The 23,838-nt window shown below is 55.6% G+C and carries 23 protein-coding genes; 16 read left to right on the top strand and 7 right to left on the bottom strand.

Annotated features, from left to right (window positions below; genetic code table 11):
* Positions 1-4: 4 nt before the first annotated feature.
* Positions 5-2,593 (bottom strand): DNA gyrase subunit A, encoded by a 2,589-nt coding sequence (gene gyrA, locus THINI_RS00870; RefSeq protein ID WP_002706802.1) that lies wholly within the window; start codon positions 2,591-2,593, stop codon positions 5-7.
* 214 nt (positions 2,594-2,807) lie between these two features.
* Here gyrA and THINI_RS00865 point away from each other — a divergent pair, with 214 nt between their 5' ends.
* On the top strand, positions 2,808-3,926 hold the full coding sequence (locus THINI_RS00865) for a cytochrome-c peroxidase (protein ID WP_002706801.1): 1,119 nt from the start codon (positions 2,808-2,810) through the stop codon (positions 3,924-3,926).
* Here the strand turns inward: THINI_RS00865 and THINI_RS00860 are convergent, their stop codons facing one another.
* Positions 3,927-4,847 (bottom strand): LysR family transcriptional regulator, encoded by a 921-nt coding sequence (locus tag THINI_RS00860; protein WP_002706800.1) that lies wholly within the window; start codon positions 4,845-4,847, stop codon positions 3,927-3,929.
* Positions 4,848-5,012: 165 nt separating this feature from the next.
* Here THINI_RS00860 and THINI_RS00855 point away from each other — a divergent pair, with 165 nt between their 5' ends.
* From THINI_RS00855 to def, 4 genes are all read left to right on the top strand, one after another.
* Complete coding sequence (locus THINI_RS00855; RefSeq protein WP_002706799.1) at positions 5,013-6,392, top strand: ribulose-bisphosphate carboxylase; 1,380 nt, start codon at positions 5,013-5,015, stop codon at positions 6,390-6,392.
* 79 nt (positions 6,393-6,471) lie between these two features.
* Positions 6,472-7,275, top strand: coding sequence for a CbbQ/NirQ/NorQ/GpvN family protein (locus tag THINI_RS00850; protein WP_002706798.1), 804 nt, complete (start codon positions 6,472-6,474; stop codon positions 7,273-7,275).
* A gap of 5 nt (positions 7,276-7,280) precedes the next feature.
* Positions 7,281-9,521 carry a nitric oxide reductase activation protein NorD gene (locus THINI_RS00845; protein WP_002706797.1) on the top strand — a complete coding sequence of 747 codons (2,241 nt, stop codon included), beginning with the start codon at positions 7,281-7,283 and terminating at the stop codon, positions 9,519-9,521.
* Positions 9,522-9,545: 24 nt separating this feature from the next.
* Entirely contained in the window at positions 9,546-10,019 is a 474-nt protein-coding gene (def, locus tag THINI_RS00840; protein ID WP_002706796.1) for a peptide deformylase, read from the top strand.
* Positions 10,020-10,249: 230 nt separating this feature from the next.
* Here the strand turns inward: def and THINI_RS00835 are convergent, their stop codons facing one another.
* Both THINI_RS00835 and radC read right to left on the bottom strand, forming a co-directional pair.
* Positions 10,250-10,966, bottom strand: a complete 717-nt coding sequence (locus THINI_RS00835) for a hypothetical protein (protein WP_002706795.1) — start codon at positions 10,964-10,966, stop codon at positions 10,250-10,252.
* Between the two features lie 100 nt (positions 10,967-11,066).
* Positions 11,067-11,738, bottom strand: coding sequence for a RadC family protein (radC, locus tag THINI_RS00830; protein WP_002706794.1), 672 nt, complete (start codon positions 11,736-11,738; stop codon positions 11,067-11,069).
* 41 nt (positions 11,739-11,779) lie between these two features.
* Here radC and coaBC point away from each other — a divergent pair, with 41 nt between their 5' ends.
* Genes coaBC through argB form a run of 5 tightly spaced genes read left to right on the top strand, consistent with a single transcriptional unit; the run spans position 11,780 to position 16,076 of the window.
* Positions 11,780-12,991, top strand: coding sequence for a bifunctional phosphopantothenoylcysteine decarboxylase/phosphopantothenate--cysteine ligase CoaBC (gene coaBC / locus THINI_RS00825; RefSeq protein ID WP_002706793.1), 1,212 nt, complete (start codon positions 11,780-11,782; stop codon positions 12,989-12,991).
* Positions 12,991-13,446, top strand: coding sequence for a dUTP diphosphatase (gene dut / locus THINI_RS00820; protein ID WP_002706792.1), 456 nt, complete (start codon positions 12,991-12,993; stop codon positions 13,444-13,446). Before coaBC ends, dut begins: the two co-directional genes overlap by 1 nt.
* Positions 13,447-13,454: 8 nt before the next feature.
* A complete protein-coding gene (locus THINI_RS00815) occupies positions 13,455-14,855 on the top strand; it encodes a phosphomannomutase/phosphoglucomutase (RefSeq protein WP_002706791.1) in 1,401 nt (466 codons plus the stop codon).
* Between the two features lie 32 nt (positions 14,856-14,887).
* Positions 14,888-15,211 carry a DUF3144 domain-containing protein gene (locus THINI_RS00810; RefSeq protein ID WP_002706790.1) on the top strand — a complete coding sequence of 108 codons (324 nt, stop codon included), beginning with the start codon at positions 14,888-14,890 and terminating at the stop codon, positions 15,209-15,211.
* Entirely contained in the window at positions 15,189-16,076 is an 888-nt protein-coding gene (argB, locus tag THINI_RS00805) for an acetylglutamate kinase (RefSeq protein ID WP_002706789.1), read from the top strand. The genes THINI_RS00810 and argB overlap by 23 nt, the downstream gene beginning before the upstream one ends.
* On the opposite strand, the gene THINI_RS22995 is transcribed toward argB, so the two are convergent.
* The 3 genes from THINI_RS22995 to thiL all read right to left on the bottom strand — a co-directional run bounded on the left by THINI_RS22995 (position 15,997) and on the right by thiL (position 18,454).
* Positions 15,997-16,677: a DUF4124 domain-containing protein gene (locus THINI_RS22995; protein ID WP_002706788.1), complete on the bottom strand. Its 681-nt coding sequence runs from the start codon at positions 16,675-16,677 to the stop codon at positions 15,997-15,999. The genes argB and THINI_RS22995 overlap by 80 nt on opposite strands.
* Before the next feature lie 147 nt (positions 16,678-16,824).
* Positions 16,825-17,418 (bottom strand): SPOR domain-containing protein, encoded by a 594-nt coding sequence (locus THINI_RS22990; protein WP_050987966.1) that lies wholly within the window; start codon positions 17,416-17,418, stop codon positions 16,825-16,827.
* Positions 17,419-17,503: 85 nt separating this feature from the next.
* Positions 17,504-18,454 carry a thiamine-phosphate kinase gene (gene thiL, locus THINI_RS00790; protein WP_002706786.1) on the bottom strand — a complete coding sequence of 317 codons (951 nt, stop codon included), beginning with the start codon at positions 18,452-18,454 and terminating at the stop codon, positions 17,504-17,506.
* A 174-nt stretch (positions 18,455-18,628) separates the two neighbouring features.
* Here thiL and THINI_RS00785 point away from each other — a divergent pair, with 174 nt between their 5' ends.
* The 6 genes from THINI_RS00785 to cysG all read left to right on the top strand — a co-directional run bounded on the left by THINI_RS00785 (position 18,629) and on the right by cysG (position 23,836).
* The gene (locus THINI_RS00785; RefSeq protein ID WP_211206950.1) at positions 18,629-19,234 is read left to right on the top strand and encodes an arginine N-succinyltransferase; all 606 of its coding nucleotides are present in this window, start codon (positions 18,629-18,631) and stop codon (positions 19,232-19,234) included.
* Between the two features lie 40 nt (positions 19,235-19,274).
* A complete protein-coding gene (locus THINI_RS00780) occupies positions 19,275-20,477 on the top strand; it encodes a class I SAM-dependent methyltransferase (RefSeq protein ID WP_002706784.1) in 1,203 nt (400 codons plus the stop codon).
* A gap of 84 nt (positions 20,478-20,561) precedes the next feature.
* On the top strand, positions 20,562-21,677 hold the full coding sequence (locus tag THINI_RS00775) for a hypothetical protein (RefSeq protein WP_002706783.1): 1,116 nt from the start codon (positions 20,562-20,564) through the stop codon (positions 21,675-21,677).
* A 9-nt stretch (positions 21,678-21,686) separates the two neighbouring features.
* Positions 21,687-21,923, top strand: coding sequence for a hypothetical protein (locus tag THINI_RS00770; protein WP_002706782.1), 237 nt, complete (start codon positions 21,687-21,689; stop codon positions 21,921-21,923).
* 12 nt (positions 21,924-21,935) lie between these two features.
* The gene (locus THINI_RS00765; RefSeq protein ID WP_002706781.1) at positions 21,936-22,388 is read left to right on the top strand and encodes a hypothetical protein; all 453 of its coding nucleotides are present in this window, start codon (positions 21,936-21,938) and stop codon (positions 22,386-22,388) included.
* A 17-nt stretch (positions 22,389-22,405) separates the two neighbouring features.
* Complete coding sequence (cysG, locus tag THINI_RS00760) at positions 22,406-23,836, top strand: siroheme synthase CysG (RefSeq protein WP_002706779.1); 1,431 nt, start codon at positions 22,406-22,408, stop codon at positions 23,834-23,836.
* Positions 23,837-23,838 lie beyond the last annotated feature (2 nt).

The following is a 23,838-nucleotide window of genomic DNA, read 5'->3' as shown; positions in this document are numbered from 1 at the left end:
GTGCTTATTCCTGGTCTTCGGTTGTATCTGTGGGACTGTCTTCGTCGCCTTCTGGCAGGTCATCGCTGTTTTCAGTCAGGATCGGGGCAATCTGCACCAGCTTTTCGCCTGCATTGAGGCGGATCAGGGTGACGCCCTGGGTGTTGCGGCCAACGATGGAAACGTCCGCCACCGGCGTGCGCACCAGCGTACCACCATCGGTGATCAGCATGATCTGACATTCATCACGAACCTGCACCGCGCCGATGGAGTCGCCATTGCGTTCGGAGGTCTGGATGGCGATGACACCCTGCCCACCCCGGCCTTGCGTAGAGAACTCATCCACGCGGGTACGCTTGCCGTAACCGTTTTCAGTGGCAATCAGCAACTCACCTTCGCCGACGATAATCAGCGCGTTGACCTCCTGCCCTTCCTCCAGACGGATGCCGCGTACACCGGTAGCAGTACGCCCCATGGCACGTACATCGGATTCGTGGAAACGGATGGCTTTGCCGGAAGTGCTGAACAACATCACGTCGTTATCGCCGTTAGTGACAGCCACATCCACCAGCTTGTCGCCGTCACGCAGGTCAACAGCGATGATCCCGGCGGTGCGGGGGCGCGAGAATTCAGTCAACGGCGTCTTTTTCACTGTGCCGTTGGAGGTTGCCATGAATACATACTTGTCTTCGGCGTATTCACGGATCGGCAGCACCGCATTGATGCGTTCGCCCTCTTCCAGCGGCAGCAGATTCACCATCGGCTTGCCGCGCGCGCCACGCCCGCCGACCGGCAACTGGTAAACCTTGAGCCAGTACATGCGGCCACGGCTGGAGAAGCACAGGATGGTGTCGTGGGTGCTGGCGACAAACAGCTTTTCGATAAAGTCTTCATCCTTCATGGAAGTGGCTGCCTTGCCGCGCCCACCGCGTTTTTGCGCTCGGTAAGTATCCAGCGTCTGTGACTTGGCGTAGCCTTCGTGGGAAAGCGTGACCATGACTTCTTCGTCGGCGATCAGGTCTTCCATACTCAGGTCTTCGCCGACCACGTTAATTTCGGTGCGGCGTTCATCACCGTAGGCATCACGCACCGCCAGCAGTTCATCGCGGATCACCTGGATCAGGCGGTCAGGGTTGGCAAGGATTTCCAGCAAATCGGCAATCTTGTCGAGCAACTCGCGGTATTCGGCCAGAATCTTGTCTTTTTCCAGACCGGTCAGGCGATGCAGGCGCAGGTCGAGGATGGCTTGCGCTTGTACTTCTGATAGCCAGTAGCCGTCTTCGTGGATGCCGTATTGCGCAGGCAGATCATCCGGGCGGCAGGTATCAGCGCCGGAACGGGTCAGCATGTCGGTAACAATGCCAGGATTCCAGGCGCGCGCCAGCAAACCGGCTTTCGCATCCGCCGGGCTGGGGGCAGCCTTGATCAGCTCGATGATGTCGTCGATGTTGGACAGCGCAATCGCCAGACCTTCGAGGATATGGGCACGTTCACGCGCCTTGCGCACTTCAAAGATGGTTCGGCGGGTAACAATTTCGCGGCGGTGACGCAGGAAAGCTTCCAACACCTCCTTGAGATTCAGCAGACGGGGTTGGCCGTCCACCAGCGCCACCATGTTGATGCCGAACACGCTCTGCATCTGGGTCTGCTTGTAGAGGTTGTTCAGCACCACATCCCCGGATTCGCCGCGCTTGAGTTCGATGACCATGCGCATACCGTCCTTGTCGGACTCATCACGCAGTTCGGAAATGCCCTCGATCTTTTTCTCTTTGACCAGTTCGGCGATCTTTTCCAGCAAACGCGCCTTGTTGACCTGATAAGGCAGCTCGGTGACGATGATGGTTTCGCGGCTGGTGCGTTCATCGACTTCGATGTCGGCACGGGCACGTACATAAATACGGCCTTTGCCAGTATGGTACGCCTCGCGGATGCCGCGTGCGCCGTTGATAATGCCTGCGGTCGGGAAGTCCGGGCCGGGCAGGTATTCCATCAAATCGGCAATTTCCATATCCGCATCGGCCAGCAGCGCGAGAGCGGCATTAACCGTTTCTGTCAGATTATGCGGCGGAATATTGGTCGCCATGCCAACTGCGATACCGGAGGAACCATTCACCAGCAGGTTGGGGATGCGGGTCGGGAATACAGAAGGCTCTTTCTCGTTGCCATCGTAGTTGGGGACGAAATCAACCGTTTCCTTGTCGATGTCGAGTTGCAATTCGTGCGCAATCTTCGACATACGCACTTCGGTGTAACGCATCGCAGCAGGCGCGTCGCCATCCACGGAACCGAAGTTACCCTGCCCATCCACCAGCATGTAGCGCAATGAAAACGGTTGCGCCATACGTACCACGGTATCGTAAACAGCCGTGTCACCGTGTGGGTGATATTTACCGATCACGTCGCCGACGACGCGGGCAGATTTCTTGTAGGGTTTATTCCAGTCGTTGCCCAGCTCACTCATGGCAAACAGGACACGGCGGTGAACCGGTTTCAGACCATCCCGAACATCTGGTAATGCACGCCCGACAATGACACTCATCGAGTAAGCCAGGTAGGACTGGCGCATTTCGTCTTCGAGATTTACAGGGAGAATTTCCTTGGCGAATGTGGCCATATTATTGTTCGATCACCTAAATCATGAAGAGCGGGATTATATCAGAAAATATAAGGTTGTGTGCGCCCGTTGTCAGGGGTTCCCTACCGCTACGGCCATAGATTATGACTATTGACTTATCTTAACGGTATGATTGAAAAAACCTGATAGACTGGCTTTGTCAGACAATCACAAACCCATGAAACATAGCGATAAACAGGCAGGGCTTTAAGCCGTGAAAATCCAGTTAGCCAGCGCCAGCGTTCTGCTCGCCATCCTGTGTACCGCCTGCAACGACGGTACGGATACCATATTGTCCACCGATTCCGCGCGGGCAGCCAAAGAGGCTTTGGGGCAGAAGCTGTTTTTCGACACCAATTTATCCTCCCCTGCCGGGCAGGCTTGCGCCAGCTGCCATGACCCCGCGCAGGCATTTACTGACCCAGACCAGGAATCACCCACGTCGGTGGGCGCAAACACAAGTCTGTTTGATGAGCGCCATACGCCGAGCGCGGCCTATGCCCTTTACAGCCCGGCATTCCATTTCGATGCCACGTTGGGTGAATTTATCGGCGGGCAATTCTGGGACGGGCGCGCCAACGACCTGACCATGCAGGCAAAAGGCCCCTTCCTGGAACCGCTGGAAATGGCCAACCCGGATCCTGCCAGCGTTGTCAGCAAGGTAAAAGCAGCCAGTTACGCCAGCCTGATGACACAAGTTTACGGGGACAGTGTGTTTGCCGACACTGTGACGGCCTACCAAAGCATTGCCGATGCTATTGCCGCGTTTGAACGCACCGCCCTGTTCCATCCGTTCAATTCCAAATATGACCAGTATCTGGCTGGCAAGGCGATTTTGACGGAACAGGAGGCTTATGGGCTGCAACTTTTCAACGACCCGGCAAAAGGCAATTGCGCCGCTTGCCACCCTTCCACGCCGCAAGCAGACAACACGCCACCACTGTTCACCACCTTCGGCTACGCCAATATTGGCCTGCCATTTAACATAAATATTCCGGCAGGCGTGGACCCTGATGCCATGGATTTCCGGGATTATGGGTTGGGCGGCAGGGTGGACATGCCGCCTTCCGAACGCGGCAAGTTCAAGATCCCTACCTTGCGTAATATCGCCATCACTGCACCGTATGGGCATAACGGCATGTTCAGCGACCTGAAGGAAATGATTGCCTACCACAATGCCCGCGACGCGGGTACTGGCCGCTGGGAATTACCGGAAGTGGCCGAGAACCTGGATGCCCGGGTCGGCAACCTGGGGCTGACGGATGCAGAAATGGATACCCTTGCAAGCTTCCTGGCAACACTGACGGATGGTTATGCAAACACCAGCCAGTAGTTACAGCAGCAACTGCTGGTAATCCTGCGCGTAGGTTGCCGCCTCGGCGATGACGTATTCCTTGAATGCCTGCGCCGCCGGGGACAGCCATTTGCCGTCGCGGGTCACGATATGCCAATAGCGCTGGATAGGAAAGCCCCCCACATCCAATATCGCCAGCGACCGTGTTTCCAGCTCCAGCCTGATGCTGTGCAAGGACACAATGCCCAATCCCAGCCCCGCAATCACCGAATATTTGATGGATTCGTTGCTGCCCATTTCCAGCGTACTGGAAAAAGTGTGGCCGTGTTCGGCAAAGAAACGCTCGATGGCGGCGCGCGTGCCTGAGCCCTGTTCGCGCACCACGAATTTTTCTGCGACGATTTCCCCAATGGGAATACCTTTACGGCCAGCCAGGGCATGGCTGGCGGGCGCAATCATCACCAACGGGTTGCACATCAAGCGCTGCGAATACAGGTCAAGGTTGGCGGGCGGTTCCCCCATCACCACCAGGTCAGCTTCGTAGTTCTGCAATTGTTCCACCAGCGTCTTGCGGTTGGTGATGTGCAACGAAACCGTGATGCCCTCATGTATCCGGGAAAAACTCGCCAGCATTTTGGTGATGAAATAGATCGAAGTCGTGGCTGCCGATACCTTGATATAGCCCTGATGGACGTTTTTTAGCTCTTTCAGCGTCTCGACCATGCCCTGGTACTGGGCGAGGATCTCGCAAGTATAAGCGTGCATTGCCCGCCCCGCTGCGGTCATCACAATGCGCTTGCCCTGACGTTCAAACAGGGAAAGTTCCGTATTATCTTCCAGTTGTTTGACCTGCATCGAAATGGCGGGCTGGGTCATGTGTAACAATTCTGCGGCACGGGTGAAATTCTCGGTTTGGGCAACCGCCTGAAAAACCTGTATCTGACGAAATGAAATATGCATCCGACTAATTTACTCAGAAATATGGGGTTTATTGCAAATATCATAACATAATTAATCATTATGTTTAAATCAGTATAAATGAGTTTTACTTATCTTATCATTCACTTATAATCCACACCGTTCGCAAGGTTTTGAAGTAGTTTTTACTTATTGAGGAGAGAAATCATGGACCAATCCGGCCGTTATGCTGACCTGAGCTTGAAGGAAGAAGACCTGATTGCAGGTGGCAAGCACATTCTGGTTGCCTACAAAATGAAGCCTGCTGCTGGCTATGGCTACCTGGAAGTAGCTGCCCACTTTGCTGCTGAATCTTCCACTGGTACCAACGTTGAAGTTTGCACCACTGACGACTTCACCAAAGGCGTTGACGCACTGGTTTACCACATCGACGAAGCTACCGAAGAAATGCGCATCGCATACCCTCTGGAGCTGTTCGACCGCAACGTTACTGACGGTCGCATGATGCTGGTTTCTTTCCTGACCCTGGCTATCGGTAACAACCAGGGCATGGGCGACGTTGAACACGCCAAGATGTACGACTTCTACATGCCTGAGCGTGCTATCCAGCTGTTCGATGGCCCATCCAAAGACATCTCTGACATGTGGCGTATCCTGGGCCGTCCGGTTGTTGACGGTGGTTACATCGCGGGTACTATCATCAAGCCCAAGCTGGGTCTGCGTCCTGAGCCGTTTGCTCACGCTGCTTACCAGTTCTGGCTCGGTGGCGACTTCATCAAGAACGATGAACCGCAAGGCAACCAGGTATTCTGCCCAGCCAAGAAAGTTTACCCACTCGTTTATGATGCACTGAAGCGCGCGCAGGACGAAACCGGCCAGGCTAAACTGTTCTCCGCCAACATCACGGCTGACGACCACTACGAAATGTGTGCTCGTGCTGACTTCATCCTGGAAACCTTTGGCCCTGACGCTGACAAGGTTGCATTCCTGGTTGACGGTTACGTGGGTGGCCCAGGCATGGTAACGACTGCTCGTCGCCAGTACCCTAGCCAGTACCTGCACTACCATCGTGCCGGTCACGGTGCGGTCACTTCCCCATCTGCCAAGCGTGGTTACACGGCATTCGTTCTGGCCAAGATGTCCCGTCTGCAAGGTGCTTCCGGTATCCACGTCGGCACCATGGGCTACGGCAAAATGGAAGGCGATGCTTCCGACAAGATCATTGCTTACATGATTGAGCGTGACGAGTGCCAAGGCCCTGCTTACTACCAGAAATGGTACGGCATGAAGCCAACTACCCCAATCATCTCCGGCGGTATGAACGCACTGCGTCTGCCAGGCTTCTTTGCGAACCTGGGTCATGGTAACGTTATCAACACATCCGGTGGTGGTTCTTACGGCCACATCGACAGCCCGGCGGCTGGTGCAATTTCCCTGCGCCAATCTTACGAGTGCTGGAAATCCGGTGCTGACCCGATCGAATTCGCGAAAGAGCACAAGGAATTTGCCCGCGCGTTCGAATCCTTCCCTGGCGATGCTGACAAGCTGTACCCAGGCTGGCGCGAAAAGTTAGGCGTACACAAGTAAGCCGCAAGCAACCACAGTAGTAGGGTTGAGGGGCGCACATGCGCCTCTCATCATCTCTCCCCATTGAAGGATCTTCGCCATGACCGACACCAACCAATACCTCATCCAGCAAGAGCCGTTCTATCAGGCCACCGGACGCGAAGTGGAGCTTTACCAGGCTGCCTACCGTTCCCGCCTGCCCGTAATGGTGAAAGGCCCGACCGGTTGCGGTAAATCCCGTTTCGTCGAACACATGGCGTGGAAACTGGGCAAACCGCTGATCACGGTTGCCTGTAACGAGGACATGACCGCATCCGATCTGGTAGGTCGTTATTTGCTGGAAGCCAACGGCACCCGCTGGCTGGATGGCTCGCTGACCACCGCAGCCCGTATCGGTGCCATCTGTTACCTCGATGAAATTGTCGAAGCGCGTCAGGACACCACCGTGGTGATCCATCCGCTGACCGACCACCGCCGCACCCTGCCACTCGACAAGAAGGGCGAACTGGTGCAGGCACACTCCGATTTTCAACTGGTCATCTCCTACAATCCGGGATACCAGAGCTTGATGAAAGACCTCAAGCAATCCACCAAGCAACGCTTTGTCGCATTTGATTTCGACTACCCAACAACGGAAAAAGAATCCAGCATCCTGCAAGCTGAAACTGGCGTTGGTGCTGACATCGCGGACAAACTGGTCAAAATTGCCCACACCGCACGTAACCTGAAAGGTCATGGTCTGGACGAAGGCATTTCCACCCGCCTGCTGGTCTACGCAGCCAACCTGATCAAGGACGGCATCGAAGCCGGTGACGCCTGCCGTATGGCACTGGTCAGCCCGATTACCGATGACGCCGACATCCGCAGCACCCTGAATCACAGCATCGACGCCATCTTCGGGTGATCCTGATGGATGAGGTCACCGCCCGTTACCGTGAAAAACTGAGTTGCAACTTCAAGCAGCTTGATGACGCTTTTGCCGCCTGTATGCAGGATGCCCTCGCTCTGTTGAGTGAGGAAGCTATTGACAACTACCTCGAAGGCGCATCACTGGTATGCAAAATCGGGCGCGGTTTCGACCCGGTACTGACCTACCTCGAAGAAATGCCGACCATCGCCTACAAGCTGGGCGAAGGCACGCTCACTCGCGTCAGTCAGACTGTGTGGAAAATGTCGCGCACACCCAATGGGCGTGCCATTCCGGTCTTCATGCAGGTATTGCCGGAAGTCTGCCGACGCCTCGATAGCGAAGAGCTGGTTGGCAATTACATCGACATCCTGTTCGACATGATGGAACGCACCACCGGCTCCATCCACGGCTTCCACACCACCATTCCCAGCCCCGGCCTACCCAAACTGCTGGAGCAAATGCCTTACCTGATCAACCAGTTGGCGCTTGGTGGTCTGAAAAACTGGATCGAATACGGCATTCGCAACTATGGCAAACACCCGCAGCGGCAGGAAGAGTATTTCGGCCTGCAATCCGCCGACGCCAAGGCGATGTTGCAGCATGAGCGTCACGGTACGCTGTTTACCCACAACGAGCGTAAGCTGAACCTGTATCTGCAAGCCTGTTGGAAAGAAAACGAACTGCTGGTTCCCTATTCCATCGACTTCCGTGACATGCGGGCACAACAGCCGTATTTCGACGAGCACGGTATTCGTATCCCTGACGTATTCGATGACCTCAATGGTGTGCGCGGGATTGACCGTTATCGAGCGGTACTGGCGCACATGGCGGCGCACCGGCGCTGGTCGGAAAAAGTGGTAGTGGATAATTTCAGTCCACAGCAGCGCATCGCCATCGAGCGTTTTGAAGACAGCCGCGTCGAATGGCTGGCCATGCAGGAATACCCGGGTTTACGGCGTATTTTCATGGCCCTGCACCCGGTTCCCGATGAAGGCGAATGTGATGTCACCAAGGAATCCTGCCTGCGTCACCGCTTGGCAATGCTGTCGTATGCAATTCTAAATCCTGAACATGGCTATCAGCACCCGCAAGTTGTGGAATTCTCCCGCCGTTTCCACGAGAAGATGGCGGAAGGTAACGCGACCATGCAGGATATGGTGAATCTGGCGCTGCTGTTTGTGGCGAAAACGCGCCTGCAATCCGACCAGTTACCGAGCGTGTATTTCAACAAGACCGCCATCCCTTACCGTGATGACAACCGCCATTTGTGGCAGTACATCGAGGAAAGCGACGACGAAGAATTTTTCGACGAGCACAAAACCTCCCACAGCCAGGAAGTGGAAGGTCTGCCGCCACGCCATTACCCGGAATGGGATTACAACAGCCAGACCTACCGCCCTGACTGGACAAGCGTGTATGAAAGCCTGCATCCTCCGGGTAATCCGGCAGTGATTGACAGCCTGTTGCAGAAACACGCGGCGCTGGCAAAGCGTCTCAAGCAGATTGTCGATCTGCTCAAGCCACAGAATTACACGCGGGTACGTTATCAGGAAGAGGGCAGCGAACTCGATCTGGATGTGGCGATCCGTTCGCTGATCGATTTCAAGGGCGGGGCAAATCCTGATCCGCGCATCAACATGAGCCATAAACATGACGGGCGTAATATCGCAGTCATGTTGTTGCTGGATTTGTCAGCTTCCATCAGCGAAGTGCCGGAAGGTGCTACCCAAAGCATTCTCGAACTGAGCCAGGAAGCGGTGTCGCTGCTGGCATGGGCGATTGAAGCGCTGGGCGACCCATTCGCGATTGCCGGGTTTGCATCCAACACCCGCCATGAAGTGCGTTATCAGCACATCAAGGGCTTCAAGGAATCTTGGGGCGACTCTGTGAAATCGCGTCTGGCGGCGATGGATGCGGGTTATTCCACCCGTATGGGCGCGGCGGTACGTCATGCTGCCCACTATCTGGAAAACCAGCAGGCTGACAAAAAACTGATGCTGATCCTGACCGATGGGGAGCCATCTGACATTGATGTGGACGATCCGCAACTGCTGACGCAGGACACCCGGCAGGCGGTGAAGGAACTCGACCAGAAAGGCATTTACACCTACTGCATCAGCCTGGATCCGCGCGCGGATGAATATGTACGGGATATTTTCGGCAAACGGTTTACGGTGATTGATAATGTGCAGCGCTTGCCGGAAAGATTGCCGCAGGTGTTTATGGCATTGACTGGTTAAATCGGCACGGGGATACTATTTCCCATGCATGAACCACACATCCTTCCCATCGCCAAACGCGGGGAACCCATCCTGCAACAACGTGCACACACTGTCAGCAATGTACATGACCCCGCCATCCAGCAGTTGATCGACAATATGCTGGCGACGATGCTGGCAGCCAATGGCGTCGGCATCGCAGCGCCGCAAGTCTTCTCCCCGCTACGCATCATCATTGTTGCCTCACGCCCCAACCAGCGCTATCCGGATGCACCCCTAATGGAACCGCTAGCCCTGGTCAATCCAGAAATCCTCTGGCGGTCAGCAGAAACCAGCCTGTATGACGAAGGTTGCCTGAGCGTGCCGGATACCCGTGTGCCCATGGAACGGGCGGAACAGCTACAGGTGCGCTATCTGACCCGCGATGGTCAAGCAGTGGAAACACGTTATCACGGCTTTATTGCCCGCATTATCCAGCATGAATATGACCATATCGAAGGAATCCTGATCCAGCCTTAGGGCATACCCTTGCAGGAGCTTGCCTGTTCCCAGTAGGCAACACCAGCCACCCTATCTATAATTTGCACCGTGCTTGCACTGGAAGGCGCTCAGACGCATAGCTAGGAGGAAATGCAAGCACCCCTTCGACGTTGTAACAACGTAACTACTACTAAAACCTGTTTAGAAAAACGTAGAAAAATCTGTTCAAAAGCCGCTTTGATAGCGGCTTTTTTTTCACATTGTTCCAGTCAAGTTTCAAAACCCTGCCCGACCCACGCCGTCAGCGTTTCCTGGAACATCAAATCACCCAATTCTTCTTCGATCGCAGCTTCAATATCCTCGGCATCGTATGCCTGCCCATCTTCACCCTGCGCCGCCTCCAGCATTTCACCGCGCACTTGTTCCAGATAGGCAATAATGTCTTCGGCCTCGCTGCGCTCAATGGGCAACATGCCGAAACTGAATACATGTTCATCACCCGGCAAATCAAGGACACGGGAGGCAATGCAGATATTGGCCGGGATTTTGCCTGCATCCAGGCTCACCCGCACAGCAGGTTCAGCGCTCCCCAGCTGACGCACATCAACAGATTGCCCGGTTTTGCCGACCACTTCCCACAAACCCAGGCGTGACTGGCTAAGCGCCTCCAGATACTGGCAGGCAAAGGATTTTTCCTCTTGCTGGACGCGGGCGCGCATGAATTCCTGCAACACACTTTCGCCATCTTCATTGGTTTCGGTGGTGACAAAGTGTTCAAAAACGTGGGAATGCGCCATTTGCCCCTGAGGTTCTTCCTCCAGGTAGTCCAGCACTTCATCGCCTGACAACTCCAGCATCTCGGCTGCGTAGGCAATGGCGTCGGAAAAGACTTCAACCATCCACTCTTCCCATGGGGGCTTGGCGATGTAGGCGCTCAGCAATTCCATGGTGCCACTGACTTGTTTTTCCTGTTCCGTTGTAATCACGGCTAAGTCCTTTTGATGGGGTAAGAAAAATTATTGGTCATATACATACATGTTAGCACGTCTGTCATATTTGCTCATCATTTGCCATGCGGGAAACCTGTCAGATCAAGCCGCGTTCAGCAAAGGAAACAACATGATCCCCAATGATGAAATGATCCAGTACCCGCACATCAATCAGGTGCAAGGCGTCCTGAAGCTTACGGGTAATGCGCTCGTCCGCCTGGCTCGGCTCCGCCACCCCGGATGGGTGGTTGTGGGCAAAAATGACCGCTGCTGCATTGTGGTGCAACGCGCGCCGCACCACTTCGCGCGGGTGCACGCTAGCGCCGTCAATCGTGCCACGGAACAACTCCTCATACTGGATAACCCGGTGGCGGTTATCCAGAAACAGACAGGCAAACACCTCGAAACGGTAGTCACGCAATTTGGAGGTCAGGTAAAAACGTACCGCTTCCGGGTCGCTTAGCGGGTCGCCACGGCGCATCTTTTCCGCCAGATAGCGGCGCGACATTTCCAACACCGCCTGAAGCTGGACGTACTTAGCTTCCCCCATACCTTGCACTGCACAAAAATTTTGTGCATCTGCGTCAAACAATTGTCGTAAACTACCGAAGCCTTGCAGCAACTCGCGCGCAAGGTCAACGGCAGTCTTTCCGCGAATACCTACACGCAGGAAAATTGCCAACAGTTCGGCGTCAGACAGGGCTTGAGCACCGCGTGACAGCAGCTTTTCGCGCGGACGTTCATCGACCGGCCAGTCAGTGATTGCCATAGTTTATTGCTTTTTATTCATTGGGTCAGAGGCTAAATCTTATGTCATTCCTCCCCGGCAAAAACATTCTTTTAGGGATAAGTGGCGGCATTGCATCCTACAAATCCGCCGAACTGACACGGCTGCTCATCAAGCAGGGAGCGAACGTGCGGGTCTGCATGACGGCTGGGGCGCAGGCATTCATTACCCCACTGACCCTACAGGCGCTATCAGGCAACCCGGTGCATACAGAACTGCTTGACCCTGCTGCGGAAATGGGGATGGGGCATATCGAACTGGCACGTTGGGCGGATTACATCCTGATTGCGCCTGCAACCGCGAATACGCTGGCGAAATTGGCGTGGGGGCTGGCGGATGACTTGCTGGGCGCGGTTTGTCTGGCGTCGAAGGCTCAACAGGCGGTGGCTCCGGCCATGAACCAGCAAATGTGGAAAAATCCGGCGACCCAGCACAATGTCCGTCTGTTGATGGAACGCGGTATCCGTGTATTTGGCCCTGCCGAAGGCGAACAGGCGTGTGGTGATACCGGCCCAGGGCGAATGCTGGAACCTGCCAGCCTATTGCAGGAACTGGAGGAATGTTGCGCCACCAACGTCCTGCTTCAGGGAGTGCGGGTGCTGATTACTGCCGGCCCCACCCGCGAAGCGATTGACCCAGTGCGTTTCCTGACCAACCGCAGTTCCGGCAAGATGGGTTATGCCGTCGCTCAGGCTGCTGCGAAAATGGGCGCGGAAGTGATACTGGTTTCCGGCCATGTCGCGCTGGATTGCCCCCCCGGCGTACAGCGCGTCATTACCGAATCCGCCGCCGACATGCTCAAAGCGACCTGCGAATATGCCCGTCAGTCACACCTGTTTATCGCCACAGCTGCTGTCGCCGATTACACCCCTGTTGCCGTCGCTGACCGGAAAATCAAGAAAAACGCCGATACCCTTCATCTTGAAATGAAGCGTACTGTTGATATTTTGGCTACAATCAAGCAGGAATACCCCAACCTGTTCACAGTCGGCTTTGCTGCTGAAACCCACGACCTGATGGCATATGCCCGCAGCAAGCTGGAACGCAAGGGAATCGACATGATCGCCGCCAATTCCGTCGCCGACGGCAAAGCTTTCGACCAACCCACCAATGCGCTGGAAGTGGTATGGCAAGATGGCCATTATTCATTGCCGGAAATGGATAAACATCAACTGGCGGAAGCCCTGATGAAACTGGTGGCGGCACAATATAACCAACGGAACACAACAGGCTAATGGCAACGATTGAATACAAAATCCTGGATGCCCGTATCGGCACTGAATTTCCCTTGCCGGAATACGCGACCAGTGGTTCTGCGGGGATGGACTTGCGCGCCTGCCTGGACAAAGCAATCACCCTGCATCCGGGCGATACTGTCCTGATACCAACCGGTATTGCCATCCATATCGGCGACCCGGGCTTGGCCGCCGTGATCCTGCCGCGTTCCGGACTGGGCCATAAGCACGGTATTGTACTGGGCAATCTGGTTGGTTTGATTGATTCCGACTATCAGGGGCAACTGTTCATTTCCTGTTGGAACCGTAGCAAAGACAGGTTCACTGTCGAGCCGGGTGAACGCATTGCCCAACTGGTATTCGTGCCGGTCGTGCAGGTTGCCTTGCAACAGGTGGATGATTTCGACCAGTCGCACCGTGGCGATGGCGGTTTCGGGCACTCCGGACGCCACTGAGCCAGACCATGACGATTCTGCACCCCGTTGTCGCCCACTCGCTGTTCCGCGCCTATGACGTGCGCGGCGTGTATGCGGATAACCTCACCGAACGCAGCGTGCGCCTGATCGGGCAAGCCATCGGTTCGCAGCTGCGCGACATGGGGGAACAAAGCGTGCTGCTGGGGCGTGACGGGCGGCTTTCCAGCCCTTCACTGACACAGGCGGCGATTGAAGGTCTGCTGGAAACTGGCTGCCATGTCATTGATCTCGGGCTGATACCGACGCCAGTATTGTATTTCGCCGTGCAATCCGGGTTTGCCCCACATGGCGTGATGATTACCGGCAGCCATAACCCACCCGACCAGAACGGCATCAAGATCGTCATCAACGGCGAATCATTGTACAACGAGCGTATCCAGCGCCTATATGAGCGTATTGTGCGCGGCGAGCTTTGGCATCAGCCACAGGCAGGCAAACTGCGAACCGCCAGCATCCTGCACAGTTACCAGCACGCCATTTGTCAGCAGATTCACCTGCAACGCCGCTTGCACATTGGGCTGGACTGTGGCAATGGCGCTACCGCACTGCTGGCAGCACATCTGTTCCGTGACCTTGGCTGCGAAGTTTACCCCTTGTTTTGCGAGGTAGATGGTTCTTTCCCCAACCATTCCCCTGACCCGACCCAGCCAGCCAACCTGCAAGCACTGCAAACCCTGATCCGGCAACATCGGCTGGATATTGGCATTGCCTTTGACGGTGATGGCGACCGCATGATTGCGGTGGATAGTTCCGGTCATATCATTTGGCCTGACCGCATCCTGATGCTACTGGCACAGTCAGTGCTGCGTGAACAGCCAGGGCGAATGGTGGCCTATGATGTGAAATGCAGCCACCGGCTGGATCAGCTGATCCGTCAAGCCGGAGGTGTACCTGCCATGTGCATCAGCGGGCATTCCCTGCTGAAAAAATTTGTTCATGATAACAACGCTGTACTGGGTGGTGAATTCAGTGGACACATTGTGCTGCGCGACCGGGGCATGGAATACGACGACGGCATGTACATCGCCGCCCGCCTGCTGGAAACCCTGTCACATGAAACCGTCAGCCCGACAGAAGTATTTGCCCGCATCCCGGAAGGCTATAGCACGCCGGAACTGAAACTCTGTTTCGGCTCCTACGAAGCGGCTAACGCAGCCATGGACATCTGGAAACAGGAACAGCAACTGCAAGCGCAGCGCCTGATCCTGATCGACGGCATCCGCGCCGAATACGCTGATGGTTGGGGATTGGCGAGGGCTTCCAATACCTGCCCTTGCCTGACGCTGCGTTTTGAGGCGGATACACAGGAGCAACTGGAGGTGATCCGCGCCCGTTTCCACAACGATATTCAGCGCCTGCAATTGACCACGGAGCCGCTGCCGTTTTAATCTTGCCCCCCTTGACCCCGAGGATTTGCGTAATGAGCAAGAAAAAAGGCCCCAGCCCGCAAGACAACGACCAGGAATTCTGGAATCTTGCCGAAACCTTCGTTGAGCAAGCCAATACCGCGCTGGAACACAGCGACCCCGGCAAGATTGGCGCTGCCATGCTGTACGCCGCTGCCCGCTTCAATGCCTTCGTGGTCGCCTCAGCATCGGTTGACCGCAAGGAATACATCGCCGACATGGACGAAGCCATGGATTACCTCAGCAAGCAGTTCCGCCACATGCTCGGCGACAACCTGCGCGATTTCAAGGACAACTACAAGGTTTACATCAAGCATGACGAACACCAGCCCGAATAATACCGCCTCCATCCTGATGGAGGCGTTGCCCTACATCCAGAAATACGCTGGCAAAACCATCGTGGTCAAATACGGTGGCAACGCCATGACTGACCCGGAATTACAACAAGGTTTCGCCCGTGACATCGTGCTGCTGAAACAGGTCGGCATCAACCCGGTGGTTGTCCATGGCGGCGGCCCGCAGATCGGCAACCTGTTGAAACAGATTGGCAAGGAAAGCCATTTCATCGACGGGATGCGCGTCACTGACGCCGAAACCATGGATGTGGTTCAAATGGTGCTGGGCGGGCTGGTCAACAAGCAGATCGTCAACATGATCAATCAGGCAGGCGGGCGCGCCATCGGCCTTACCGGCAAGGATGGCAATATGATCATTGCCAAAAAGATGGTGTTGGAACGTAAGGCCGCCGAAAACCAGCCATCTGAAATCATCGACCTCGGCCATGTCGGCGAAGTCACCGACATCGACGCCAGTGTGGTGCGGATGCTGGAAGAAGACCGTTTCATCCCGGTGATTGCCCCGGTAGGTGTAGGCAAGGATGGAACCAGCTACAACATCAATGCCGACATCGTGGCAGGCAAAATGGCGGAAGTGCTGAATGCTGAACGCCTGCTACTGCTGACCAACACCCCCGGCGTACTCGACAAGCAGGGTGTCCTGATCGAACGCCTCAGCCAGCAGGACATCCAGGATCTGATTGCCGATGACACCATTCAAGGCGGCATGTTACCCAAACTCGCCTGCGCGATGGATGCCATTGCCGGTGGTGCGAAAAATGCCAGCATCATTGACGGTCGAGTGCCACATGCAGTGTTGCTGGAGCTTTTGACGGATCAGGGCGTGGGGACAATGGTGACGCGCTGAGCAGCTTTTTCAGACGCTGGCGGTCTTTCTCATAACGCTGGCGCAGGCGATCCTGCTCGGTCTGGTTTTCCTGCAAAGCATAGTCGTAACTGGCCAGCGTTTGCTCCGCCTCTTGCATGTAACCTGTCAGTTTCTTGCGTTCTGCGGCGCTTTCCAACTTGCGTGCCTGCATCCTGATTGCCTCCAGACGGCTGGCGAGTGAACTGCGGCGCTCCTGTATCGAGCGGGTGTTCTTGTCCAGCACTTCCAGCTTGCTGTTGAAAACCGCATCCAGCTCTGCCACATCCTCATAGTTGGCCAGCAGGTACTTATCTTGTTCCTGCTGCTTGTTTTCCAGTGCATTACGCAATTTAGCCAGCGTTTCCTGACGTTGGCGGGCAGCGGTTTCTTCTGGCGTTGGTGCTGCCGGAAACGTTTTGACGGTCATGCCCTGCTCATTCAGTTCACTGTGTTCCCGACTGTTGGTTTCAGCGGGGATCACGTCCGAATAATGGACATTGCCTTCCGCATCAACCCAGCGGTACAACCCGGCGTCAGCGCTGGATACAATAATAAGGTGAAAAACCAGTGCAATAAAATATTTAGCTTGGGTGACGGACATAATCTAAAAAACCCGTTATGTTCAACACATAAATTTTTTATCACTAATTAATCAGGAAATCCCAAACCAGATGGAAGAACGGATGAAATGCTGTTACGAGACGCGCAATGCCCCCATGAGCGGGGGCATTGTAGGGATGGATGGCGATTAACGCACTGTGTAGAAAGCGTCCGGAACGCTTGAGCGGATACGCCCCAAGTTCGCTTTTGCTTCACTCTCGCTGTTGAACGGAACACGCACCTTGTTATAACCGCCCACGTTATCAACCACGGCATTGAAGCCCATGGACTGCATCTGGCTGACCATGGCATCAGCAGTGCTGCGGTTAGGGCTTGCCACCACCTGCACAGCATAAGCCCCACCTACAGAGTTGCTGGCTGTGCCGCCGCTGCTGCCGGATGAGTTGTAATCGTAGTAAGTTGAACCGTAGGAACCGGTGCTACTGGTACTGCTACCCGTACCATAGCTGCCCCCGGCGGAATAATCATAGCCAGGCGTAGTGGTCGTAGCAGCAGTGGAAGATGCGCTACCCGTACCGTAGTCATAATAGGAGGTATTGGTATTAGTCCCGGTATTATACCCGTAGTTGGTTGAGGTATTGGTGTTTGTACCGGTAGTCCCATACGACGTATAACCGTTGTAATCCCCAGTCGTAGCACCCGCCTGAGGCGTCGTACCCGGAACCGGGGCGCAACCAGAGATCAGTGCTGCCAGAGCCAGGGCCGCAGCCCCTGTTTTCATTCTGTTGTCCATGTGTCAAAGCCCTATGTGATTGTTGTTTTGGTAGACAATCGTATATTTACAAAGGTTCCCATACAAGATGGCATTATTGAGAAAAATGTTCATAACCGCTCCGTTCGTCATGAAAAGTGTAATCCAGCGACAGCCCCGGCTGGTTGGCGTCAATTACACCGATAACTGTCACCCGGATACCCAGGTTATCCGCTGACTCCATCACCTCACGTAAACAATCTGTTGGGAGAGTGAACAGTAACTCGTAATCATCGCCGCCCCTGAGTGCGAAGTCCAGTCTTTGCGCAAGCTCAAGTTGTTGCAGTGCGGGAGATAACGGTAACGCCCCGTGCCGTAAATACGCGCCCACACCGGAAGCCTTCAGGATATGGCCAAGATCCGCCAGCAAGCCATCGGAAATATCCATGCAGGCGCTGGCCCTGCCCCGCAGGCTTGCACCCAGTTGCAAGCGGGGGGATGGGCAGTTCAAACGCTGGACGCAATGCTCAGCCGCACCCCCGGACAGTTGCAAACGTTGCTGCACAATCGCCAACCCCGCAGCCGCATCCCCCAGCGTACCCGAAACGCAAATCAGGTCGCCATGACGCGCACCACTGCGCAACAGTGCCTGCCCGGGTTCTACCCAGCCCATAACCTGGATAGAAACGCTCAGCGGGCCGCGCGTGGTGTCACCACCAATCAGGAAAATACCGTGTTGTTGCGCCAGTTCCCGCAACCCGCGCGTGAAGCAACTTACCCATTGGCGGTCGGCTTCCGGCATGGAAATTGCCAGGGTAAACCAGGCCGGTTCCGCCCCCATCGCAGCCAGATCGCTCAGGTTCACCGCCAGCGCCTTGTAGCCAATGGCATGTGGTGGGGTTTCCAGCGGAAAATGGACACCCGCGTTAAAAGTATCAACGGAAACAACCAGCTCCCGGTTTACTGGCACGCGCAACACCGCACCATCATCACCCACCCCAACCTGCACGGAACCGGGTATGTCCTGCCAAAAAAAGTATTCGCGGATCAGCTCAAATTCCGACATACTACCACCCGTTAATCGTCAAATCCTGAACTCTGGCAGATTTTCACAAACCCGGCCAGCGATATGATGCTAAAGCTTTAGCATACGATGACCCCAAGCGGTTACTTTCTTGCTGGAATATAAATGGATACAAATTCAAAGCAAAAAATAGGGTGCTTACATCTGATTGGGTTGATGCTACTGGCCGTGCTGCTCTCCGTGAGCGTTACCTTATGGGTTGTGCAGTATTTCCTGTCCCCAAAGCCTTTCAAACCCATCAAGCTCGACCAGCAGGAAGAAACCATGCTGGAACGCAAACTTCAGCAAATCGGCCTGCCAGACCTGCTGGAAACAAGCCAGCAGTCGGCTGAAGACCTAACCCCAGAACCTTACAGCGAAGCAGGCGTAAAACGTGAGGTCTCCTTCACGGAAAAAGAACTGAACGCGCTGCTGGCGACCAAAACCGAGCTGGGGGAAAAAGCCGTCATCGACCTGGCTGACAACCTCGCCAGTGCCAAAATATTGCTGCCGCTAGACCCCGACTTTCCCTTCATCGGCGGCAAAACCCTGAAAGTGAATACCGGCTTGGAGCTGGCCTACGCCAACAACCGCCCCATTGTCAGGCTCAAGGGTGTCAGCGTGTGGGGCTTACCACTACCCAACGCCTGGCTGGGCAATCTGAAAAATGTCGATCTGGTCAACGAATTCGGCAATGGGGAAGGCTTCTGGAAATCCTTTGCTGCCGGTATTGAAGACATACACGTAGAGGAAGGGCATTTGCTAATCAAGCTGAAAGAATAATACAGTTTGGCGGTAGCACAACTACAAGGTCAGCACCACCATGGATCGAGCCAAGCGCGCAGCATTCGAGTTCACCCTTACCTGGCAAAGCGAAGCCGCCAGCCATTGCGACCGCTATTATGCGGGCAAGGTCAGCTACTGGCGCGACATTTTCCCCTTCAGCATGGAAACCTGCATCAACCAGCTGGAGCCGGGGCAAAGCTGCACGCAAGCCTTCCCTGCCGGGGAACTGGTTCCCGCCCACGAAGCCCGCCGTGTCGCCACCTTCGCCGCCAGCCAGTTCGAGGGCAAACAGCGCTTCATGCTGATTGAGCCACGAGTCGGCAGGTTCTACCCACAGGGTTTCGCGTGGCAGGCGCTCAACTGCTACAAGGGTAATTTCCAGCCCTTCCGCGTGATCGGCAAGGCAGAGGGCAAGTTGGCCGGTGACCCCAACCATCCATTAGCGCGCTACCCGCTGACCCTACAAGCCCGCTATGTGGAAACCCTGCCACCGATTGAGGAACACGGTGGCGCGTGCAATGACATTGCCGAAATGGTGACGGAAAAAGGCCCCGGCTTGCAGGCTCCCTACCCCGGCGTCGCCACTGATTTCTACGCCACCTACCCGTTTACCCGTATGGACGAACGAGAGGATGCGCTGTTCTACACCAACGAACGCCTGGTCAACCATCTGGACAAAACCGCCATCGCCGAAGTCAGCGCCATCTACGCCAAACTGCTCAAACCGGGTATGAAGGTGCTTGACCTGATGAGCAGTTGGGTTTCCCACCTGCCCGCTTCCCTCACCGATCTGCACGTCACCGGCCTCGGCATGAATCAGGCGGAACTGGACGCCAACCCACGCCTGAATGCCTCCGTCGTGCAAGACCTGAACCAGAACCCGCAACTGCCGTTTGCCGACAACAACTTCGACGCCGTGATCTGCACCGTCTCGGTCGAATACCTCACCCAACCACTGGCAGTCATGCGCGAACTCGCCCGCGTTACCAGCACTGGCGGCGTGGTGGTCATGACCTTCTCCGAACGCTGGTTCCCACCCAAGGTCATCGACATCTGGCCGGAAATGCATCCGTTTGAACGCCAAGGGCTGGTGCTGGATTATTTCCTCAAAACCGATGGATTGACGGAGTTACACACCGAATCCATCCGCGGGCTGCCACGCCCGGAGGACGACAAACACAGCCGCGAAACTCATCTTTCCGACCCAGTGTATGCTGTGTGGGGAGCGGTTACAGGCTAACCCCTACCACAACAGGGTTATTGGCTTCTGCCCCCCCTGCCCCGATAATTCCTAGTAGTTATCTGGGAAAAGGAACACCACACCTTGCAGCTTTCCAACGAAGACAACCTGCGCCTGAACGTACTGCTTGCCCAGCCCTTGCAGGCAGTGCGTATCAACGAGGCCACCATGACCGTACACGCATTGACGGAAAAAGGCGAAGCCAAGGTGCGCCTGAATCCTACCACCCGCGATGAGCAATACCTGCGTTGGGTGCGCGAACTTCTATCCACCAAAGTGACCGGTTCCCCCGGCGGCTACCCTGTGTTCCTGAAACGCTGGACGCGCATGGGCCACACCCGCAACAACCTGGAGCAAATGCTGCTGCTGGGCGAGCCGGAAGCGGTAGTTGCCGTCGTCCACGCCCCAACCCTGACCCACGAAATTGGCCGCCGCGCTTGGTGGGCCAGTCCTAGCGCCCACAACGCCCGCCGCCTGTTGGAAAAGCCTGACGTGGTGGCAGGCCCGCTGGGCAAGGAACTCGCCGCCTACCTGCTGGAATTCCTGCCTTTCGAAGAAGTACAGCTGGATGTGGTCGACAGCGTGCGCCTGTGCCTGCAAGCCGAGCTGATTTCCGCCGCAGAGCGTGAAAGCCTGTGGAACCGCGCCAAACGCAAGAACCCGTTCTATGTCGGTTTCCTGTTCGCCAAGCCGACCCTGATCCCGCTGCCCGCCAAAGCCAACCGGCGTTACACCGACGTCAGCACGCAACTGGCCGAACCGCTGGCCACTGCCAACCCCTGGGCGCAAACCCTTGCCAACCTGTTGGATGCCAATGGCCAGAACTGGCTACGTACCCTGCAACTGGCGCTGGACAAACCCGTCGACCAAGACGTGGTAATTGCCCTGTTCATCGCACTGGGCGCACATTTCAAGCTGCCGTTCCCCGAATTCCGCGGCGTGCGTGAAATCGATACGGCTTTACAACGCGCAGAACAATTATGCAGCGGTGATTGCCCGCCCGACATAAAAACCGTGCTGGAAAACTTGAATGCGGAGACTCTACCCTTATTTAAGTCCATGCTAATATTGGCGCAAATGGGAGAAGATACCCTGATCCCGTATTTTGGCGGCAATGATTCGGTCGGTTCGGTGATGCGCAAGCGTCTGGAACCGCTGACCGACCCGTTGCTGGCACAGATCAAAGTTTTATTGAAATAGGTAAGCCCCATGCCCTACTACGTTTTCCGTATCACCCAGCCGACCCAGCTGATCAAAAACCTGGATCTGAAACAGACTTGCGAAACCTACAAGGAAGCCCGCGAAGCCGCGCGTAACCTGCGCGCCCAACAGGAACCCGGCGACAAGGCCACTTACAAACTGATCATGGCCGCCAGTCAGCTGGAAGCCGAAGAACGCCTGCTGGAACACCGCGAAAAGCCTATCCTCATGGAATGGGAAAAGTAAGCCGCTAACGTTATGGATGAAGACCAGTTCCGCGCCGTCTATCACGAAATCAACGAAAACCGTTGCGTATTCGAGAAAGCCATCAACAACCGCCGCTGCGATTGCAGCCGCAAAAGCCGCTTCCTGCTGGCCACGCGGGAGGGTATCGGTTGCCGCTCGGAACCCAGTCTCGCCAACTGCACCGTCTTTCTGAACACCTTGCGCGAGAATTCCCGCTTTGCCCTGCGCGAAACCTTCATTGACGGCCCCTTGCCGCACAACAAGGAGCTGAAAGTGCAGGCCGGCGGAACCTTATCGCTGCAACTGGAGCTATTTCCGGCTTTGGCGGGTGAAAAGTCGGTGCAGGACATTTACGAATTGCTCAACATCGGCCTGTCAAAATACGGTAACATTGCCGATTTCCCGTATGGCGAACTGGTCAAGGGTGTCGTTCATTACGAAAGCCGCCCGAAGCGCGGTAAATAGTTATTCTCAGGTGATTAATGGATCGTTTTCCCGTATTCCTCGATTTGCATGGCCGTAATTGTCTGGTCGTCGGTGGCGGCAAGGTTGCCGAACGCAAGGCTGATAGCCTGCTCAAAGCTGGCGCGCATGTCACGGTGATTTCCCCAGCCATTACTGACGAAATGCGTAATACCCTCGACCAGCAAAATGCTGTCTGGCAGGCGCGTGAATTTGCGGATAGCGATATTGAAAGCCAATTCCTGATTATCGCCGCTACCAACAACGAGCGGGTCAATGCGCATGTGGCTGCGCTGGCAGACAAACGCAATATTCCGGTCAATGTGGTGGATGACCAGTCGCTATGCAGTTTCATTGTGCCCTCCGTGGTTGACCGTTCCCCGGTTATCGTCGCGGTTTCCACCGGTGGCGCATCCCCGGTACTGGCTCGGCAGTTGCGGATGCGGCTGGAAACCATGATTTCCTCCAGTTGCGGCCAACTGGCCGGGATCACCGAAGAATACCGCGACATCGTAAAAAAACGCCTGCCAGAAGAGCAGCGCAAAGGTTTCTGGGAACAGGCGCTGAAAGGCCCGTTTGCCGAACTGGTGTATGCCGGACACGAAGCCGACGCCCGCCGCTTGCTGGATGAAATGCTCGACAAATACCCATCCGAACACAGCATCGGTGAAGTCTATCTGGTCGGCGCAGGCCCCGGCGACCCGGATTTGCTCACCTTCAAGGCGCTGCGCCTGATGCAGCAGGCCGATGTGATGGTTTACGACCGGCTGGTTTCCAAGTCGATCCTGGACATGGCCAACCAAAATGCCGAGCGCATTTACGTGGGTAAGGAAAAAGCTAACCACGCGGTTCCTCAAGATAAAATCAATGACTTGCTGGTGGAACTTGCCAAACAGGGTAAACGTGTCCTGCGCCTCAAAGGTGGCGACCCGTTCATCTTCGGGCGTGGCGGCGAAGAAATCGAAACGCTGGCGGAGAATGGCATTCCCTTTCAGGTTGTACCCGGTATTACCGCCGCTGCCGGTTGCTCATCCTACGCCGGTATTCCGCTCACCCATCGCGATTACGCACAGTCCTGCACCTTCGCTACCGGCCACCTCAAAGACGGCACCATCGACCTGAACTGGCCGCAGCTTGCCCAGCCCAACCAGACCGTAGTGTTCTACATGGGTCTGACCGGCATCGAAGTCATCAGCCAGAAATTGCAGGAATTTGGCCGCTCCGGCGACACACCTGCCGCACTGGTGGAACAAGGCACTACCCGCAACCAGCGCATCCACATCGGCACCATCGCTACCCTGCCACAACTGGTGAAGGAACGCGGCGTGCGCGCCCCTACCCTAACCATCGTCGGTGAAGTCGTGCAACTGCATGACAAATTGCACTGGTACGAACCGCAGCGCCATGTCATCGCCAGTGAATTCAGCCGCAACACCCCCGTGGAGGCATAAAC

This window comes from Thiothrix nivea DSM 5205, from assembly GCF_000260135.1.
In the GTDB taxonomy this organism is placed as follows: Bacteria; Pseudomonadota; Gammaproteobacteria; order Thiotrichales; family Thiotrichaceae; genus Thiothrix; species Thiothrix nivea.
Note: the sequence above shows the minus strand (reverse complement) of the source record. Positions and strands in the feature narration are given on the sequence as shown.